Annotated in this window: 16 protein-coding genes and 1 pseudogene; 13 read left to right on the top strand and 4 right to left on the bottom strand. The window is 53.1% G+C overall.

The window, feature by feature from the left end:
- A pseudogene (locus tag BRO54_RS03410) lies at window positions 1–590 on the bottom strand (nuclease/transposase family protein); the annotation flags it as partial.
- Window positions 591–854: 264 nt separating this feature from the next.
- Here BRO54_RS03410 and BRO54_RS03405 point away from each other — a divergent pair.
- The 13 genes from BRO54_RS03405 to BRO54_RS03345 all read left to right on the top strand — a co-directional run bounded on the left by BRO54_RS03405 (window position 855) and on the right by BRO54_RS03345 (window position 15,024).
- Window positions 855–1,937 carry a glycosyltransferase family 4 protein gene (locus BRO54_RS03405; RefSeq protein WP_014196805.1) on the top strand — a complete coding sequence of 361 codons (1,083 nt, stop codon included), beginning with the start codon at window positions 855–857 and terminating at the stop codon, window positions 1,935–1,937.
- A 237-nt stretch (window positions 1,938–2,174) separates the two neighbouring features.
- Window positions 2,175–3,293: a DegT/DnrJ/EryC1/StrS family aminotransferase gene (locus BRO54_RS03400; protein WP_014196804.1), complete on the top strand. Its 1,119-nt coding sequence runs from the start codon at window positions 2,175–2,177 to the stop codon at window positions 3,291–3,293.
- A gap of 118 nt (window positions 3,294–3,411) precedes the next feature.
- Window positions 3,412–4,149 (top strand): GumC domain-containing protein, encoded by a 738-nt coding sequence (locus BRO54_RS03395; RefSeq protein ID WP_074043150.1) that lies wholly within the window; start codon window positions 3,412–3,414, stop codon window positions 4,147–4,149.
- Window positions 4,146–5,159: a Gfo/Idh/MocA family protein gene (locus tag BRO54_RS03390; RefSeq protein ID WP_074043141.1), complete on the top strand. Its 1,014-nt coding sequence runs from the start codon at window positions 4,146–4,148 to the stop codon at window positions 5,157–5,159. Before BRO54_RS03395 ends, BRO54_RS03390 begins: the two co-directional genes overlap by 4 nt.
- 15 nt (window positions 5,160–5,174) lie before the next feature.
- Window positions 5,175–6,488 (top strand): nucleotide sugar dehydrogenase, encoded by a 1,314-nt coding sequence (locus BRO54_RS03385; RefSeq protein ID WP_074043140.1) that lies wholly within the window; start codon window positions 5,175–5,177, stop codon window positions 6,486–6,488.
- Between the two features lie 17 nt (window positions 6,489–6,505).
- Window positions 6,506–7,237 carry an acyltransferase gene (locus tag BRO54_RS03380; protein ID WP_074043139.1) on the top strand — a complete coding sequence of 244 codons (732 nt, stop codon included), beginning with the start codon at window positions 6,506–6,508 and terminating at the stop codon, window positions 7,235–7,237.
- A 1-nt stretch (window position 7,238) separates the two neighbouring features.
- Window positions 7,239–8,687 (top strand): lipopolysaccharide biosynthesis protein, encoded by a 1,449-nt coding sequence (locus tag BRO54_RS03375; protein WP_074043138.1) that lies wholly within the window; start codon window positions 7,239–7,241, stop codon window positions 8,685–8,687.
- A 166-nt stretch (window positions 8,688–8,853) separates the two neighbouring features.
- Entirely contained in the window at window positions 8,854–9,912 is a 1,059-nt protein-coding gene (gene wecB / locus BRO54_RS03370) for a non-hydrolyzing UDP-N-acetylglucosamine 2-epimerase (protein WP_074043137.1), read from the top strand.
- A gap of 12 nt (window positions 9,913–9,924) precedes the next feature.
- The gene (locus BRO54_RS03365; protein ID WP_074043136.1) at window positions 9,925–11,313 is read left to right on the top strand and encodes an O-antigen polymerase; all 1,389 of its coding nucleotides are present in this window, start codon (window positions 9,925–9,927) and stop codon (window positions 11,311–11,313) included.
- Window positions 11,314–12,429, top strand: coding sequence for a glycosyltransferase (locus BRO54_RS03360; RefSeq protein WP_074043135.1), 1,116 nt, complete (start codon window positions 11,314–11,316; stop codon window positions 12,427–12,429). It begins immediately after the preceding gene.
- Entirely contained in the window at window positions 12,426–13,508 is a 1,083-nt protein-coding gene (locus BRO54_RS03355; protein WP_074043134.1) for a glycosyltransferase, read from the top strand. The genes BRO54_RS03360 and BRO54_RS03355 overlap by 4 nt, the downstream gene beginning before the upstream one ends.
- On the top strand, window positions 13,505–13,771 hold the full coding sequence (locus BRO54_RS03350) for a hypothetical protein (RefSeq protein WP_074043133.1): 267 nt from the start codon (window positions 13,505–13,507) through the stop codon (window positions 13,769–13,771). The genes BRO54_RS03355 and BRO54_RS03350 overlap by 4 nt, the downstream gene beginning before the upstream one ends.
- Window positions 13,768–15,024 carry a glycosyltransferase family 4 protein gene (locus BRO54_RS03345; protein WP_074043132.1) on the top strand — a complete coding sequence of 419 codons (1,257 nt, stop codon included), beginning with the start codon at window positions 13,768–13,770 and terminating at the stop codon, window positions 15,022–15,024. The genes BRO54_RS03350 and BRO54_RS03345 overlap by 4 nt, the downstream gene beginning before the upstream one ends.
- A 145-nt stretch (window positions 15,025–15,169) precedes the next feature.
- Here BRO54_RS03345 and BRO54_RS03340 read toward each other — a convergent pair whose 3' ends face one another.
- The 3 genes from BRO54_RS03340 to BRO54_RS03330 form a co-directional block, all read right to left on the bottom strand.
- Complete coding sequence (locus BRO54_RS03340; protein ID WP_074043131.1) at window positions 15,170–16,504, bottom strand: SpoIID/LytB domain-containing protein; 1,335 nt, start codon at window positions 16,502–16,504, stop codon at window positions 15,170–15,172.
- 3 nt (window positions 16,505–16,507) lie between these two features.
- On the bottom strand, window positions 16,508–17,185 hold the full coding sequence (locus BRO54_RS03335) for an SH3 domain-containing protein (RefSeq protein ID WP_074043130.1): 678 nt from the start codon (window positions 17,183–17,185) through the stop codon (window positions 16,508–16,510).
- 217 nt (window positions 17,186–17,402) lie between these two features.
- Complete coding sequence (locus tag BRO54_RS03330; RefSeq protein WP_074043129.1) at window positions 17,403–19,634, bottom strand: SH3 domain-containing protein; 2,232 nt, start codon at window positions 19,632–19,634, stop codon at window positions 17,403–17,405.
- Window positions 19,635–19,688: the final 54 nt, after the last annotated feature.

Here is a 19,688-nt window from a genome sequence, read left to right as displayed (position 1 = left end):
AAAAAAACAGCGATTTCGTTCCAACGCTGGCAACGGCGATATAACGAAGTCCGAGGTCAACGCCCATTGCCTTGGTTTCCTTGCGCGGTTCCACTTCAAAGGTGATGGTGATGGCAAAATACCATTTCTTTCTCTTTTTATAGAGTTTGGCTGCCCCTTGTTTGACGGTTCCATCGAGCAGCCGATCCAGCCATGCTGCTTGATAGGTTCGTGTGACAACAGGCACACCGATTCGTTTTTCCAATGTTGGGAATGAAACGGTGTAGAAATCTCCCTTTCGTTCAACTTTCCAATTTTGGTTGTTGAAGCAACACCACTGTTTGCGAAACTGCTTTGTCTTTTGGTGTTTCGTTTGAGATTTTACTTCCCGAATGGTTTGATTGACAATTGCGGAAGGAAACCGTTGCGATGAAAAATCCTGAAAGATTTTGCTGGTGGCTTTGTTCAGATCGGGATGAGTCGCCAGCCAATTCGCAAACGCTGTATTTACTTCTGTCATCTGTTTATACATTTCTTGTTTGGCTTTTATACATTTCTTGTTTGGCTTTCGTTGGCTTGTGAAGCTCCAATTTCAAGGTGATGGTGGGCATGGATTCACCTCCCTCCTTTTATGATACTTCAATGCTCGCTTTCATCCCACCCCTAAAGGAGTGGGCTTTCTCGCTCGCGGGTCTGTAAAATGTGGAATCGTCCGTCGGATTGGCGCTCGGAGTTTCTTGCGGCAAGGGGAAAAAGAAATTTTCCATCCTTGGGGACAAAAAAGGGGTGTAAAAAAAGATTGATTTACTCATCGTATATGGTAACATAAAGATGATGTGTGTTTCCGCGATTTTATAAGGCCAAGGTGATTGCACATGAATATGGAAGCATTTGCCGCATGTTTGGCTTCGTTTATCACAGTATTGGTCATCACCCCGTTCGTGATCAAGCTCGCCATCAAAATTGGCGCGGTCGATCGGCCGAACGGGAGAAAAGTGCATACAAAAGTCATGCCAAGGCTTGGCGGATTGGCCATTTTTATCGGTGTCGCCGTCGGCTATTTTGTCGGCGGGGTGTATAAAGAGCAAGTGACGGGGATGACGGTCGGCGCCATCATCATCGTGCTCGTCGGGATGCTCGACGATTTGTACGAGCTGTCGCCAAAAGTGAAGCTGGCCGGCCAGCTGCTGGCGGCGTTCGTCGTTGTCGCTTCCGGGCTGAAGGTCGATCTTTTGACCGTCCCGTTTGTCGGCACGTTTGAGTTGGGGCTGTGGAGCTACCCGATCACGATATTTTGGATTGTCGCGATTACGAACGCCATCAACTTGATCGACGGGTTGGATGGATTGTCCGCGGGCATTTCCGCCATTGGGATTGCGGCCATTGCCGTCATGGCGGGCATGGCGGGCAAAATGCTCATTTTCACGCTCTGCTTGATCATCTTGGGCAGCGTCATCGCTTTCTTGTTTTACAACTTCCACCCGGCGAAAATTTTCATGGGGGATACCGGCGCGTTGTTTTTAGGTTATGCCATTTCCGTCCTGTCGGTGCTAGGGCTTTACAAAAGCGTGACGCTCTTCAGCTTCGTCGTTCCGGTGATCATTTTGGGCGTGCCGATTTTCGATACGACATTTGCCATTATTCGCCGCATTGTGAATAAAAAGCCGATCTCGGCGCCGGATAAGTCGCATCTTCATCATCGGCTGCTGGCTCTTGGCTTTTCGCATCGCAACACGGTCTTGCTCATTTATGCGTTTGGCCTGATGTTTGCCATCAGCGCTATTTTGTTCTCCGCCTCGACGTTATGGCAGTCCATTCTCATCGTCTTTGCCTTGATCGTCTTCGGGGAACTGCTTGCTGAACTGATCGGCTTGGTCAATGATCAGTACAAGCCGTTTATGACCTTCCTCCGCAAGCTGTTGCGCGGAGGTCGGAAAGTATACGGAAACGACCGTTAAAAAAGCAAATTTCAGCAAAATGGGCCGTTTGTGTCGCTTCAAGAACAAACGGCTTTTTTGAGGAATTGTTTGTCTTTGGAAAATTATACCCTTTTCATTCTCTGTTTATGCAACATCTTCGCTTATTTTTTGACCGTGCAATCAACATTGCCACAAAACTGTCATTATATATTGACGCAAATGTGATAAACTAAACATGTTTATTCTATATATTTTTTGATTTTGGAGGAACTTGCGATGAACGTGCCAATGTTGGATTTAAGCGAACAGTATGAACAATTGAAGCCGGAGATCATGCGTGTATTGGACGAGGTGATGCGCTCTTCCCGCTTTATTTTAGGGGACTATGTGAAGAAAATGGAAGCGGAAATTGCCGCCTACAGCCGGGCGAAACACGGAATCGGCTGCGGCAACGGAAGCGATGCGATACATATTGCTTTGCAAGCGGCCGGCGTCGGGCCGGGCGATGAAGTCATCACGACGGCGTTCACCTTTTTCGCGACTGGGGGATCGATTGCGCGGGCCGGCGCCAAACCGGTGTTTGTCGATATCGATCCGGTGACGTTCAACATTGATCCGGCGCAAATTGAGGCGGCGGTGACGGAGAAGACGAAAGCCATCATCCCGGTGCATTTGTACGGGCAAATGGCGGATATGGAGGCGATCGCGGCGATTGCCAAGCGGCACGGATTGGTTGTCATCGAGGACGCCGCCCAGGCGATCGGCGCGAAATACAACGGGAAATGCGTTGGCGAGCTTGGGACGGCGGCGACGTACAGCTTCTTCCCGACGAAAAACTTGGGCGCCTACGGGGATGGCGGCATGATCATTACGAACGATGACGAACTGGCGGAAAAATGCCGGGTCATCCGCGTTCATGGCAGCAAGCCGAAATATTACCATCATGTACTTGGCTACAACAGCCGCCTCGATGAGATGCAAGCGGCGATTTTAAGCGTCAAATTCCCGCATCTGGATCGGTGGACGGAACAGCGGCGCAAGCATGCGGCGACGTATACGCGCCTGTTGCAAGAGGCGGTCGGCGACCTTGTTGTGACGCCGAAAGAAGTCGACGGGCGCTATCATGTGTTCCATCAATACACGATTCGAGCGCCGAAGCGCGACGAGCTGCAGGCGTTTTTGAAAGAACAGGGGATCGCGACGATGGTGTACTATCCGCTGCCGCTGCATTTGCAGCCGGTGTTTGCTTCGCTCGGGTATAAGGAAGGGCAGTTGCCGGAGGCGGAAAAAGCGGCGAAAGAAGCGCTGTCGCTGCCGATGTTCCCAGAGCTGAAAGAGGAGCAGCAACAGTACGTCGTGGAGAAAATCGCGGAATTTTACCGTCATTTCGCTTGATCGTCCAACCGGCCAAAGGAAACGTCACTTGCGCACAGCAATGGCGTTTTCTTTGGCGTTGGATCATTTGTTTTGTTCACAACACTTTGTTATTTTATGATAAGGGATGGTGGCCGGATTGACGGCGGAAAAACGACCGTTTGTGCTATACGAATATTTGCGCTTTTTTTGGCAGCGAAAATGGTGGTTTCTTGTCGTTCCGCTTGCGACGATCGTTTTGACCGTCATCGCAGGGCGGCTTTTGCTGCAGGGGGAGAAGTATACGGGGAAAGCTGTCGTGTTTACCGGATCGATTGACGTAAAAGAGTTGACGGATCCGAAAAATATAGAGGCGAAGTTTCCAGATGTGAAAAACTTGGATGTCGTCGTTCCTGAGGAACAGTACGTGCAAATCACCGTCAAAGGCGACGATGAACAGGACGTGAGTCGAGAATTGAAGCTTGTTGTGTCGGAATATAGCCAGGAGCTCGAGCGCCATTCGCAAGAGCGGATTGATGTCACAACGAAATACTTGCATGCGCTGGAAGAACGGGAGCGCGCATTGCAGCAAAAAGTCGATTATTATAGCGAACAAGTACAGTCGGGCCGCTTGAATCCAGAACAACTCGATGACATCAGCGACTTGTTGGTCGAGTCGGAAAACAACTTGACCGAAGTGATGGAGCGCGTCAATCGCATCCGCGGCAATCTCGTCTTTTACGAAAAACCGGCCGTGTTGTCGGAAACGGTGGCGAAATCGAAAACGTATACGGGGCAGCTTGCGGCGATTGGCCTTGTCCTCGGCCTGTTTTTGACGGTCGTTTGGCTGACGCTTTGGAAGTATATATTGGACGCGAGGAGGTACTATTCTTCATGATCCGTTTTGCCATTGTCGGCATGGGGCATATCGCCAAAAAACATATCGATGCCATTGAAAAGGCGGACGACGCCGAACTGGCGGCGGTTTGCGACACGAATCCGGAACGTTTGCGCGACGTGTCGGATGTTCCTGTTTACACTGATATGGAGACGATGTTGAAGGAGAACGAACAGATCGATGTCGTCAACATTTGCGTTCCGTCCGGGTTGCACGCGCCGCTGACCAAGTTGGCGGCCCGCTATCACCGTCATATCATTGTGGAAAAGCCGATGGCGCTCCGCATGAGCGACGCCGAAGAGATGATCCGCGCGGCGAAGGAATACGACGTGAAGCTCGCGGTCGTTCATCCGAACCGCTTTCGCCCGGCAATTCGGAAGCTGAAAGAGGCGATGGAGCGCGGGATGTTCGGAAAACTGAGCCATGCGAACGCCACGGTGCGCTGGAATCGAAATCAAGCCTATTATGATCAGGCGGCGTGGCGGGGGACGAAAGAGTTTGACGGCGGCGTCTTGATGAACCAAGCCATTCACAATTTGGATTTGCTGCTTTGGCTGATGGGGCCGGTCAAGGCGGTGCAAGCGATGGCGGCGACTCGTCTGCGCAAGATTGAGACGGAAGACGTCGCGGCGGCGGTCGTCGAGTTTGAAAGCGGGGCGCTTGGCGTCATTGAGGCAGCGACGACGATTTATCCGCAAAACTTGGAGGAATCGATCGCCATTTTCGGCGAAAAGGCATCGGTGAAAATCGGCGGCCGGACGGCCAACTTTATCGAAACGTGGGAAGCGGAAGGCGTCAGCGAGGAAGAACGGGCAAAGCTCATCGATGAGATCAACGCCGACCCGTTTGGCAAGCCGGGGCACCAATGGATCATTGAAGATATGGTGCAAGCGATTCGCGAAGACCGCGAGCCGATTGTCACTGGTTTGGACGGATTGGCTCCTGTTCGGCTGATCGAAGCCATTTTGCGTTCGGCGGAAACGGGGACAAGAGTGCAACTATCTGAGTAGAAAGGAATGAGAGGAATGAACTACGCGGAACGGCTGTTGCAAAAGTTTGAGAAACGCGACGCGGTCATCGGCGTGGTCGGGCTTGGCTACGTCGGGCTGCCGCTGGCAGTCGAAAAAGCAAAAGCAGGGTTTCATGTCATCGGCTTTGACATCCAACAAAGCCGCGTCGATCAAGTGAACAATGGGATCAACTACATCGGCGATGTCGTCGATGAAGATTTGCATGAGATGGTCAAACAAGGGCGGCTCGTGGCGACGACCGATTACGCCCGGATCGCGGAAGTCGATGCCGTGGCGATCGCGGTGCCGACCCCGCTCGATGAGCATCACCAGCCGGATACGTCCTACGTCGAAAACTCGGCAAACGAAGTCGCCAAATACGCCCATGAAGGGATGCTTGTCGTTTTGGAATCGACCACCTATCCAGGCACGACGGAAGAAATCGTGAAACCGGCGCTGGAGAAAAAGGGGCTCGTCGTCGGGGAAACGGTGTTCGTCGCCTATTCGCCGGAGCGGGTTGACCCGGGCAACAAGCAGTTTAAGACGAAAAATACGCCGAAAGTCGTCGGCGGCGTGACAAAAACGTGCACGAAAGTGGCGGCGGCCATGTATCGAGCCGTGCTTGAAGGCGATGTGCACGAAGTGTCGAGTCCGGCGGTGGCGGAAATGGAGAAAATTTTTGAAAACACGTTTCGCCATATCAACATTGCGTTAGCGAACGAAATGGCCATTTTGTGCGAACGGATGGGCATTGATGTCTGGGAAGTCATCGATGCAGCGAAAACGAAGCCGTACGGATTTATGGCGTTTTATCCGGGGCCGGGGCTTGGCGGCCATTGCATTCCAATCGACCCGTTTTATTTGACATGGAAGGCGCGCGAATACAACTACCATACGCGCTTGATCGAGCTGGCCGGAGAAATCAACAACGCAATGCCGGAATATGTCGTCAACCGCGCGATGCTCATTTTGAACGAAGAAGGGAAGGCGCTGCGCGGTTCGAAAGTGACGGTGCTCGGCGTCGCCTACAAAAAAGACATTGATGATGTGCGCGAATCGCCAGTGTTGAAAATCGTCGAGCTGCTCGAGCAATACGGAGCGGAATTTGCGGTCGTCGACCCGTATGTTCCGTCGTTCCGGGCGTGCAACCGGGTGATTGAGACGGTCGAGCTGACGCCGGAACTGCTCGAGCAGTCGGATCTTGTCTTGATTACGACGGACCATTCCAACATCGACTATGAAATGGTCGCTCGTCACAGCCGGGTCGTGTTTGACACACGCAACGCCATGAAAGATGTGTCGAAACCAGCAAAATACGTCAAATTGTAAGCGAAGGAGACGAAACGATGCATATTGTCGATCCCTCTGTTGTTTGCGGTGAACGTGTCGAAATCGGCCATTTCACTGTCATCGAGGCGAATGTAAAAATCGGAAACGACGTTAAAATCGGCCATCACGTCACGATTCACGAAGGAACCGTCATTGGCGACGGCGTGACGATCGCCGACGGCGCGGTGCTCGGCAAACCGCCGAAGCCGGCGAAAACGAGCACCGTCAAGCTGTCGGGCGAGCTGCCGCCGCTTGTCATCGGCGACCATTGCACGATCGGCGCCAACGCCGTCATCTATCGAGGAGCGACGATCGGCGCCTACACATTGATCGCTGATTTGGCGAGCGTGCGCGAAAACGTGCAAATCGGCCAATATGTGATCGTCGGGCGCGGGGTGTGCATTGAAAACCACGTCCAAATCGGCGATCGGACGAAAATCCAGTCGAACTCCTACATCACTGCCTACACGACGCTCGAAGACCATGTTTTCATCGCCCCGTGCGTCACGACGACCAATGACAACTACATGGGGCGGACGGAAGAACGGTTCGCCAAAATCAAAGGGGCGACCGTCAAGCGCGGGGCGCGCGTCGGGGGCGGAGCGATTTTGCTGCCGGGCGTGACGGTGGCGGAAGAGACGTTTGTCGCCGCTGGGGCGCTCGTCACGAAAGATACGGAACCGAGGACGGTCGTCAAAGGATTCCCGGCGCGCTTCAGCAAAATGGTCGACGAGCGGGAGTTGTTATAAATTGTTCTCGGCATTCAAGCGTTTAGGAGCGGATTCGCTCCTTTACGCGTTTATGAACGTCGGTACGAAGCTGATTGCCTTTTTGATGCTGCCGATTTATACAAGCTATTTGTCAAAGGCGCAGTACGGGGCGGTCTACTTGATCGACCAATGGACGTCGATGCTGACGTTTCTCGTCATTTTCGGTACGGATTCGGCGCTCTCTTTTTACTATTACGACACGGACGACAAAGAGAAGCGCCTTTTGTATGTGCGCAACGTCATGTACTTCCGGCTGTTTGTCGTCGCCATCTTATTTTTGGCTGTCGTTTTGGCCGGTCCGTGGATCGCAGGCGCGCTGTTTAAAGAACCTCGCTATGTCGATTTGCTGTACATCAGTATCGCGACGTTGCTGCTCGATACGATTTTCGTCGTGGCGACGACGGTGCTGCGGTTTGAATTTCAGACGAAAAAAGTCGTGATTTGGACGCTCGTGAAAATGCTGCTTGTCGCTGTGCTGTCGTATGCGGCGCTCCGGTGGTTCGCGGCGACGCCGGAAGGGCTGCTCATCGGCCGGCTCGTAAGCAGCGCGCTCGTGTTTTTGTTGATGCTGCATTTGACCGTAAAGTATATGGTGTGGCGCGTGCGCCTTGACGTGTTAAAGGAGCTGCTTGCCTACGCCGCCCCGCTCGTGCCGACTTCGCTCGCCTTTTGGGTGATCGCCAACGTCAGCACGTTTTTCATCCAACGGTTTGCGTCGTTGGAGGAAGTCGGGGTGTTTGGGGTTGCCTTGCGGCTCGCGACCGTGATCACGCTCATCACCAGCGGCGTGCAGATGGCGTGGCGTCCGTATTCGATGTCGATGAAAGACCGACCGGAAAGCCGTACGCTGTTTGCTAAAGTGTATATGGCGCTTTTGCTCATTGGAGCGTTTGGGCTGCTTTTGATCGCCACGGCGAGCCCGTGGCTTGTGGAAACCTTTTTCAAACAGGAATATCAGGATGCAGCGTCCTATATCCCTTTTTTATCGGCAGTCACTTTTTTGAACTTTTATTATTTGATTCTTTCCACCGGCTTGTTTTTGACAAAGGAAACCGGCTATATTTCACGGGTGTTCACTCTAGCGGCGCTTCTTCATCTTGCGTTGAACGCCGTTTTGGTGCCGCTTTGGCTCAGCTGGGGAGCGGTCGCGGCCAGCCTCATTACGTATATTGTCGCTGTGGCCTTCATTTTTCGCAAAAGCCAACAAGTGTATTCCGTGCCGGTGTCGTGGAAAAAGATGTCTTTGGTTTTTGTCGGCACATTGCTCGCCCTCATCGTCATCGTCTACGTCCAGCAGGCGCCGCTCGCTGACGGCTGGGTGCTCGCTGGTTGGGGCTTGTTTGCCGCCACGCTCTTTGCCAGCCGGGTTGATCGTGATTTGCGCCGCCCGGTGCGCACGATCGAGGGCGAAAATGCGCAAAATACTTGATAACCGCTCGTCTGATCTAGAAGTCTGGTGACTGAATGGGAAAACGCTCCTTCAAAGGACTTTCTCACATTGAAAAACAGCATGGTCATGATCCTGCTTTGCATTCATGAACCGATGATTTTGCAGAAATCACTGTTTTTCACCAACGTTCTAGGAGGTGTTTCGGATGAAAATCGCCACCGTGTTAGGCGCCAGACCGCAGTTTATCAAGGCTGCCCCCGTCTCGCGCGTCTTGCGAAAACAATATACCGAAGTGCTGATCCATACCGGGCAGCACTATGACCCGAATATGTCGGCCATTTTTTTTGAGGAGTTGAACATTCCGACGCCTGACTACTATCTTGGGGTGGGTTCAGGCAGCCATGGAAAGCAAACGGGCGAAATGCTGATTAAAATTGAAGAAATTGTCATGCAAGAAAAACCGGATTATGTGCTCGTCTATGGCGATACGAACTCGACGCTCGCCGGCGCGTTGGTCGCTTCGAAGTTGCACATTCCGGTCATCCACGTCGAAGCCGGGCTGCGCAGCTTCAACAAGCAGATGCCGGAAGAAATCAACCGCATCATGACCGATCATGTCTCCGAGCTCTTATTTTGTCCAACGGAGACGGCCGTGGAAAATTTACGAAAAGAAAATATTACGCGAAACGTCTGGAATGTCGGCGACGTCATGTATGACGCCATTTTGTACAACAAGGAGCTCGCACAGCGCCAATCGACGATTTTAGCTGATTTGTCGCTGGCGGAACAATCCTACTACTTGATCACCATTCACCGAGCGGAAAATACCGATGACCCCGACAAATTGAAAGCCATTTTGGCTGCTTTTGCGGACATCGACGGGACGAAAGTGTGGCCGATTCATCCGCGGACGCGGCATAAGCTTGAAGAGTACGGCTTGGACGCTTCGGCGATTCCAGGGCTTCGGCTGATCGATCCGGTCGGTTATTTGGACATGCTTCGGCTAGAGAGCGGCGCGAAAAAAATCATCACCGATTCAGGCGGCGTGCAAAAGGAGGCGTATTTCTTGCGCGTGCCTTGCGTGACGGTGCGCGAACAAACCGAATGGGTGGAAACGCTCGAAGGCGGGGCGAACATCTTAACCGGCACGGACCGCGAGAAGATCGTCGCGGCGGTCCACAAGGAAGTCGCCCCTGTTTATGCGGACGTCTTTGGCGATGGGCATGCGGCGGAGAAAATCGTGGCGGCGATCGGACAGCGATAAGGGTGCGTCGGCATGTTGGACGTGTTGATCTGGTTGATTGTTCTTGTCGCCTCCACCTTGATGTTTCGCTATGCAGCGGGGACGCTTTCATTGACGGCGCCGAATCTCGTGTCGATTGTGTACTATTACTCGTTCCTTCTATCAAGCTTCATCGGCGCGCTGCTGATCGCCTTGGGGATGGACGATTACTACATGATTCGCAAGCTGTTTCGGCCTGAGGAATACCGGCAGATTGGATTTGCTGTCGTGTGCTTTGTCATGATCGTGTTCCCGCTGTCGATGGTGGTCGTTTCAAGGCTGTGCGGATTTGAAGCCAGGCAGGAGCTTCGCGCCTATTTGCAAAAGCCGCTTTCCCCGTTGGCCGGAGCGACGGGCAGCCAAGTGTTTTATGCGTTTTTGGCGCTGTCGCTGCTCAGTTTTGCCGCCATTGCGTATATGATTTGGAAAACGCCGACGATTCCGGTGTTTGCGCTCTTGACAGGGACGGATGAGAGCTTGGCTGCGTTGCGCATTGAGGCGTCGCGCCATTTTGCCGGAAACGTGCTCGTTCGCAATATTTTTGCCATTACGCTCACGCCGCTTTTGTCGTTTATCGCTTATTTGTTTGCCGAGCTGACGCACGAGTGGCGGTGGAAGCTGCTGTTTATCTGTCTGTTTGTCGGGGCGGTGTTCGTCAATGTGTATGATTTGGCCAAATCGCCGATTTTCTTTTATGTGATGATGTTTTTCCTCATTCGCATTTACATTGGAAAAACAAGGCTGTCGGCGGTGAAACTGGCGCTGTATGGGGGAGTGGGGGCGGCGGTGCTCGTCGGCATGTACATCGTCATTCAAGGGGTGCAAGATGCCACGACCTTTTTGTCTTACAACAAGGGCCCGATTGGCCGCATGATTTTGGCGCAAATCGCGCCGACGTTTCTTCATTTGAATTTGTTCGGCGAAGCGTTGCCATTTCTTTATGGAAAAAGCTTGCCCTCGATTTTAACAGGGTTGTTTGACGTCGAGAACGTCCGCTCCGCCCGCCTCGTGATGGCGCACGTGTTCCCAGAGCGGATTGAAGACGGGACAGGGGGAGTGTTGAACACCCTTTTTGTCGCTGAGGCGTATGCCAATTTCGGTTATGTGGGAATCGTCATCGGCACGCTGTATGTCGGTGTCGTGACGCAGCTGTTGTACATTGGGTTTCTACGGCTGCCAAAAAATCCCTTGTTTTTAAGTTTGTTCGTTTATTTTTCCATTAACATCCCCCGCACGCTCGTCGGTGGGTTCACCGATTTTTTGTTCAATCCGACCTGGGTGCTGCTCGTGGCATTGTTTGGCGGAATGGCGTTATGGCTGCGGGTGCAGGGGGATTTACGGGCATGGTTTGCAACGAAAAGGCGAATCACTGATGAGGGATGAATGATGAAAACCGTATTGATTTATTACCCGTTTTCACTCGCCGCGGAACGAAACAGCGGGTCAAAGCTGCGGCCGTATGAAATGCATCAGGCGTTTTTGCGCTGGGGAGCGAAGGAGGGAGTGGACGTTCTTCTGATCGCCGGCACGTCAGCCGAGCGGGAGAAGCAATTTCAAGAGCTCCGCAGCCAAGGCAAGCTCGATGATGTCTGGTTTTGCTATATGGAAAACCAGACGATTCCGCTTTGGCTCACTGACCCAGGACACCGGCCGCAACGTCCGTTCGTCGACCGGGACGTTCTCCGCTACTTGAAAGCCCGCAACGTTCCGATCGGCGTCTTTTACCGCGACGTCTATTGGAAGTTTCCTGATTTGTATCCGCTCCGCGGTTGGAAAAAAGCGGCCATGCAAATGATGTACCGTTGGGAAGAACGGTTTTACGAGCGGTACTGCGATGTCATCTTTTTGCCGAGCCTCGAAATGGGAACATACGTCGCGATCCGCCGCCCGATGGTCGATTTGCCGCCGGGTGGGAAGCAAAAGCCGTTTCAGCGGTTCGGGACGGCGAAACAGCCGCTGAATGCCATTTATGTTGGCGGCATCAACAATGCCGACTATGGGCTTCCGCTCCTGCTTGAGGCGATTCGCTTGGCAAACCGCCGCAAGCTGCTTGTTTCGCTCACCGTCGTCTGCCGAAAAGACGAGTACGAGCGGCAGCCGCTTGCGGTGAAAGAAGAGCTTGCCGCCTTGCAAGTGCGCGTCAAGCACGTCAGCGGCGAAGCGCTCGACCGTTTGTATGCGGAGATGGATTTCGCCTTCATCCCGCGGCGGCGGAGCGAGTACAATGATTTTTCCGTTCCCGTCAAGCTGGTTGACTATCTGTCGAGCGGCCTGCCGATTGTCGCCACCGCTTGCTCAGCGCAAAAGCGGTTGATTGAAGCGGATGGGTACGGCGTCATTTGCGACGACAACCCGTCGTCGATGGCAGAAGCGATCGCCAAGATGGCCGACATGCTCGAGGAGTGCCGCTTGCGCATTGAGCAGACGTTTATGGCGAAACATTCGTGGGAAGCGAGAGTGGAAAAGGTGAAAGAAACGTTGGTGGGGGGCCTCCGATGAAAGTCGCCTTATTGGCTCCAAGCAAATCGATCCATACGCATAAGTGGGCCCGCTTTTACCAAACGCAAGGCATTGATGTGAAAGTCGTGACGTTTAAAGACCATTACGGGCCGGAGCAAGCGAAAGAAGTCGAGACAGTCGTGCTGCCGAAATGGCTGCCGGGGAAGTTGTCGTATTTTTCCACTGTCTTTTCATTAAAGCGGCTGCTCGCTTCGTTTCAACCAGATATTTTGCACGCCCATTATGCCTCCAGCTACGGGTTGATCGGGGCGCTTGCGGGGTATCATCCGTTTTACGTCTCCGTCTGGGGGCGCGACGTGTATCAGTTTCCGAATGCCAATCGTTGGAACCGACGGATGCTTGAATATACATTCCAGCGTGCGGATGTCATTTGTTCGACAAGCCATGTGATGGCGAAAGAAACCGGAAAGTATACGGACAAACCGATCGAAGTGACGCCGTTTGGTGTTGATGTCGCCCGCTTCAAACCGTTGCCGAAACAGCCGAAACGGACCGTGACGATCGGCACGGTGAAAGCTCTTTCCGACAAGTACGGGATCGCCGATTTGATTCGGGCGTTTGCCATTGTGCACGAGCGGCATCCGCAAACGGAGCTGTTGATCGTCGGCGACGGGCCGCAGCGGAGTGAATACGAGGAGCTGTGCGCCCGCCTCGGCATCCAATCCGTGACGACGTTTGCCGGCAAAGTTCCGAACGAACAAGTGCCGCTGTATATCAATCAAATGGATATTTTCGCCGTGCCTTCGACTGAAGACAGCGAAAGTTTTGGCGTTGCCGCCGTCGAGGCGATGGCGTGCGGCGTTCCCGTTGTCGTCTCCAACGTCGGCGGGCTGCCGGAAGTCGTCCGTGAGGGAACAACGGGGTTGATCGTGCCGAAAAACAGTCCGGAAAAGCTGGCGGAGGCGTTCGAACGGCTGCTGCTTGATGAGAGGCTGCGGCAACGAATGGGGGAAAACGGCGTCAAACATGTCCATGAACATTACGATTGGACGGAAAATGCGATGCGCATGATCCGATTGTATGAACAAACGTTGAAAGGCGGTGGAGGGAGTCGATGAGGAACCAAGCCGTCATGTCAGCCGTCGCGGTTGGTGCTCGTTTGTTGCCGAAAGCGGAGGCTAAGTCGCGAAGCCGGCGGCTTTCCGTTGGCAAGCTCATGATGACCGTTGGTTCGCGGCAACGATTATCCATCCAAGGACAGCGGGACGATGCCAGGGGGGCGTTTCCCCTTTTCCACGCCTCGTTTGCGCTCGCCTCTTGGCGCTCGAAATGGAACGTTCGTTTGCGATTTTTTGGGAAAGTGGTGTGGAGCGGGCCATGAGGATCATTTACCTATGCCAACACTTCCCGCCGGAAACAGGCGCACCGCAAATTCGTGTGTATGAGGTGAGCAAAGAGCTGATCAAACGGGGGCATCAAGTGGAAGTGCTCACGGCGTTCCCGCATCATCCGCACGGCGTCATCCCCAAGCCATACCGCGGCCTGTTTTATTTGTTCGAACAATGGGACGGCATTCCCGTTCATCGGACATGGATTTATCCGTCGCCAAAGGGGAGCTTTTGGAAACGGCTCGCTTCGTATTTTTCGTTTACGTTCAGCTCGTTTTATTCGCTGCTTGTGAAAGCGAAGCCGACGGATGTGATCATTTGCAATTCCCCGCCGTTGTTTTTAGGGATCACCGGGTACGTGGGCGCGAAGTTGAAACGGGCGAAGTTTGTTTTCAACGTCGCCGACATTTGGCCGGAATCGGCCGTTGAGCTCGGCATTTTGAAAAATCGGCTGTTCATCCGAATGGCGAGATGGCTCGAGCTGTTTTTATACCGGAAGGCGTGGAAAATCGCCGCCGCGACGGAAGGCATTCGCGATTATATGATTGAGCAAGGGAAGGCGCCCGAGGATGTCTTTTTATTGCCGAACGGCGTCAACACGGATGTGTTTCGCCCGTTGCCGAAAAACAAGAAGCTGCTTGCGGAATTAGGGCTCGAAGGAAAAGTGGTGTTTACGTACGCCGGAACGATGGGATACGCCCAAGGGCTCGATTCGGTGCTGCGGGCGGCGGCCATCGTCAAAGCGAAAGATGAACGGGCGCATTTCCTGTTTGTCGGCGACGGCCAAGAGCGAGAAAAGCTGATGGCGTTAAAAGAAGAGCTTGGCCTTGACAACGTGACGTTTTACGGATCCGTTCCGGTTGAGAAGATGCCGGAGATTTTCTCCATCACCGATTACAGCATCGTTTCGCTGCGCAACATCGATTTGTTTAAAGGAGCAAGGCCGTCGAAAATTTTCCCGGCGATCGCCACCGGAACCCCGGTGCTGTATTGCGGCGAAGGGGAGAGCGCAGAGATTTTAGAAACATACCATTGCGGAAAAATCGCTCCTCCAGAAAATCCCGAACAGATCGCCGCGGCGATTCTCGAGCTGCTTTGCCTTCCGAGAGAGGAATACGAAAAGATGGCGGAAAATGGGCGCAAGTTGGCGGTGGAGCAATACTCATGGATTCGCATTGTCGACGATTTGCTTCACGCCCTTGGCGATGAAACAAAACGCGAATCCGTTTGGCCGGCGGAACAATAAAAAAAGAAAAGGGTGTCCGGCTCATAAGCAGGATGCCCTTTCCTTTATGTGAAAAGCGGCTATGTTTCCATTTGGAAAGATATTTTCCGACCGCGTCGGGAGTGTTGTAATGCGAGTGATGTTTTCTTTCACAATCGTCACGCTTTCACTCGAACGAGACTTCCGCCCCGCGGAAGTAATGCTCTAAAATTTGCTCCGCCGTCCATCCGCGCTCGGCGAATGCTTTTGCTCCGTATTGGCTCATGCCGATCCGGTGCCCCCATCCTTTTCCAGTGACGATGATCGAGTTAACCCCTGACGGCGAGGCGGAAAGCGGCATGATGCCATCCGTTGTTTGTACTTTGATTCCTTCGACGCCGGCGAGCGAAACCGTTCCGTTCCCTGTTTGGACGGAGTAAGATGACAAGGGAGAGGCGGCGATGTTGCCGCTAGTCGTTTGAATCGACACTGATGGACCGCTTTTTTGCACTTGAATGTCAAACCAGTTGGACGGCAAGATGCCGTAAAATTGATTGCCGTCTAGCGGGAACAGTTTGCGGATGGTCGTTTCATTGCCTTTCACCGTTTTTTCGCCTGCCGAGGTTTCAATCGTGACGGCACCCACTTCTCCGTTCGCGCCGGTTTTGGCGATCGAGACGTCGTATAAAACAACCGATGGATCGGTGATCCCGAAGGAACGCAACAGCACAGACGGCGAGAAGGTGAACGACCAGCGGCTGTACGGCGATGATTCATACGGGTCATCGACGCTCGCCAAATATGGGTAGGCGGTTTGCGACGAGTTCCAGACGTCGCTTACGTTGGCGGTTCTGCCGCCGCTTGTCGAGTGGTAATACGTTTCGATGACATTGCCGTTATATTTGAGATACAGCCCTCTTGTTGCTTCGACTGCCTCGTTCGACCGGGGAGATTCTCCATCATATCCTTTATACGTCTGTGTGTTTGGATTGGTCGTCAAACTTGTTTTATGTTTATAGGCATAGTTTCGGGCCGCAATGGCTTGCGCCTTCAGCGCTTCGAGCGGCCAAGAGGCAGGCATCTCGCTCGGCACGACTCCTTTTAAATAATCTTCCATATCTAAAATATTGACAGCATACAAGGCGTTGTTTTGCCGGCGAATGTCGACGCTGCCGCGATAACGGGTTTGATTCACTTTCACAAGGGACAACGGCGCAGCGCCGATCGTTTCTTGAATGGTAAATCCGGTGCTTGAAAAATCCGTCTTTCCGTTGTACGTGACAAACACGGTCGAAGAGGAAGACCGAAATGTCAGGCTTGTCCCGCTTGGCAACGGGGTGATCGTCAATGTCTCTTTATTGACGATTTGATAGTTTCCTTCGACGGCGACTGTCGCCGATGTCCCTTTATATAAAAGGACTTGCACGGGATTGTTGTACGTTTTCACCCCAGCGGCGTTCGAGGCGGAAGGAGAGACGATGAGCAAAAACAGGCCGACGGCCAACCACGCTAATTTTTTCACCGTCTACTTCACCTCACCAAATTCAGCAGCCATCCAACCCCGCCGCCCGTCAGACAGCTGCACGTTGTACCATTTCTCTCCTTTGATGTTGGTAAACGGCTGGATATAGGTCATTTGTGTCCCCTTCGGAACCGTCGCCACAATAGGGTAAGAGGTTGATGCCCCTTTTCGAATATTGACTGCGGCCGTGGCGATGACATATTTGGTGCTGTCGCTGCTGACGGCGGATGTCGAGACATCGCCTGAATAGATCCATCCTTTCAGCGATGAAGAGAGAACGACGTTGTACCACAGTCCTTGGGAAGTAAGGTGCGCCCCGACGACTTGCAGTGAAGTTCCCGCCTGTTTATAGGTGATGACGCGGTAGCTCGTTGACGCTCCGCTGCGGACGGCCGCGTTGTTTTTCGCTACATAGACGACAGAAGGCAAAGAAGGCGAAGCGGGTTTGCTGGCAAGTTGTTGTTGAAGTTGTTGAATTTGTTGTTGCTGGGCGGCCAGTTGTGCTTTCAAGTTGGCAATGTCGTTTTTCACCGGGTTGAGCTGAGAAGTCACCCAGTCGACGCTCGCTAACACGACTTCTTCCGATGCTTTCATCGCCGATGGCGTAAACAAGAGGGCGCCTGCCGTCATCCCGACCGCCAGGCTGGCAGCAATGGCCCATTTGGCTTTTCGTTTCATCATGTTCATCTCCCCCGTTTTTGGATATGGAAAGAAAGGAGAATAATAGCTTTCCTAAAAGGCCGGTGAAAAACAACGGATTCGCTTGGCTCATGAGGAATCGCAAGGAATGAAAACGCGATGTTGCCATGTTTCTCAGTTTGACGAACTCCGTCGTAAAGCTTTGCAATCCGTTGCATTACCGGCCTTCTCATGCTATTATTCTCCGAACGCGAACAAACTAGAATTGGCTGAAATACTCTTCCAATCCTTCGCGAATGCCGACGGCCGCTTTTTGGCGGAACGCTTTCGTTTTGAGCAGCGCCTCTTCATTCGGATTGGAGATGAAGGCGAGCTCAACGAGAATGCTCGGCAGCTCGTTTTTCCGGTTGACGTAAAAGTCTTGCGTTTTATGGCCGCGGTCATATGTTCCGAGCTGTTGGACAAGATGTTTTTGCACGATGGCGGCCAACTGCTCGCTTTTTGGCCCATTGAAGTTGCTCGATACGTTGTAGTACGTCGTCGTTCCGCGAGATGTCCGCGAGTACGAGTCGGCGTGAATGCTGATAAAGGCGTCGTAGTCGGAACTGTTGGCGATCCATGTCCGTTCAGACAGCTCCAAAAAGATGTCGGTGCTTCGCGTCAATTTCACGATCGCTCCGGCCCGCTCCAATTCTTCTTTTAGTAATAAGGCGGTGTCGAGAGTAATATCTTTTTCCCGCGTGCCGCCAGGGCCGATCGCCCCCGTGTCGTGCGCCCCATGCCCTGCGTCAATGATGATTTTTTTGCCCTTGAGCCCGGTCTCGAGAATTTTCAGCGCCAATTGGTCGCTGTAATGGCGAAGGGTGAACGTGTACCCCGGTTCAAAGGTGATGAGCAGGCTGCTGCCGTTCCACTCCACAGTTTGTATGCCTGGAATGTCGGTCGACGGGACTTCAGCGTAGGAAAACGAGCCGGTGATTTTCAGACGATTGCCCGGCAACAACGAATAGGAGACGCGGAAATTAGAAGTTTTTTTCCACGTCAAATAGGCATCTTCGTTGATGGTCGAAAACGTCGGTTCAACGAGACTATTTAAGGCGACGGTAGATGTGCTTGATTCCTCCACCCATCCGCGGACGCCATTGGATGTTTCGACATTCAGCCATCCATGATATTCGTAAAGGACAGCAAGCCGCTCATTCGCTGCCAGTGCCTTCAACGATTGATAGTTCGAAGAGGCGCCTCGGCGCAGCGGAGTGCCCGCCTGTTTGACGTATACGTAGGATGGGGCTTTTACCTCAAACGCCGGCATCCATCCTGTTTTCCCCGATGCAGAGGTGACTTGCACCCAGTCGAACGGAGATGCTTCTGTCGTCTTCAAAACCGTGACCGTTCTGTTTTTCGCCACCCGCTCAATGATGGCGGCGCTCAACGAAGGTTCGGCAAACAGCGCCGCATTAGCGGTTGTCACCTGCTTTTGCTTCCCCTGGCTGGCTGGTGGGGAAAGGTAGGATTTGGTTACGACCGTCTCGTGCACCCAGCCGAGCGTTTTTCCATTGAGGGACACTTTGTACCAAAGCGCTCCCGACGCATCTTTGGCGCTTGACAGGCTGTTCAGTTTGGTTCCTTTTTTCAGTTGGGTGACGACTTTTGCTTTTAAAGATGGAGCTTGCCGCACATTGGCGACCGACACGCTGATCGTCAGCGGCTTACCGTCGATGTCGGACGTATCAGAGACATCGTTTGGAACAGAAATGGCTGTTGGCATCGTCAACACTTTTTCCGACACCCATCCTCGAATATGTCCAAGGTCGACGCGATACCAAAGTTCCCGGTTGCCTGTCACGAATAGGTCAATCACTTTGACGGTTTGTCCGCGTGCCACTGTGGCAACGGCGCGGTAATTGACGCTCGCTCCGCGGCGAACCGGAGAGGATTGTGCAACGTTTACGAATGTCGGCAAAAGTGTCGGGAGCTGTTCTGGTATGTAGATCTGTTTCGTTTTCACCCATCCTTTGACTCCCGCCCATTCCACACGCACATACTGTTCTCCGAGCGAATTGGTGAACTCGGCAATGATGGAGACGACATCACCGTTAGACAGTGTTTTTACGACCGGATAGTAAGGGGATGCCCCCTTGCGCATCGCGATGTCGTTGGCGGCGATCACCGCCCGCTTTCCGACGAGCATAGAAGGCGGTTGGTTGGAAAAGCTGTCCGCACGCGCCCAGCCGGTGACGCCTCCGTACTCGATGCGATACCACGTTTCACCATAGGTGTTTTGAAACTCGTCTATGACTTTCACTTGTTGTCCGGCGGGAATCGACCCAACGACGCGGTAGGAATCCGTCGCTCCTCTCCTTAGCAAAGAGTTATGCTCAGCGACCATGAGTGTCGGTGAGGATGAGGACGGACTTCCATCGGCGGCCAAGGCGGCCGACGGCCACAGCGGGCAGGTCGCCAACAGGACGGAAAGAAGCGTTTTTTTCAAGGATTCGATCCCCCCTTTTTTCTCAAGTTTGCGTTTTCTATACTATCATAGCGA

The sequence above is a fragment of the Geobacillus proteiniphilus genome (assembly GCF_001908025.1).
Taxonomy (GTDB): Bacteria; Bacillota; Bacilli; order Bacillales; family Anoxybacillaceae; genus Geobacillus; species Geobacillus proteiniphilus.
This window is presented reverse-complemented; position numbering and strand designations above follow the sequence as displayed.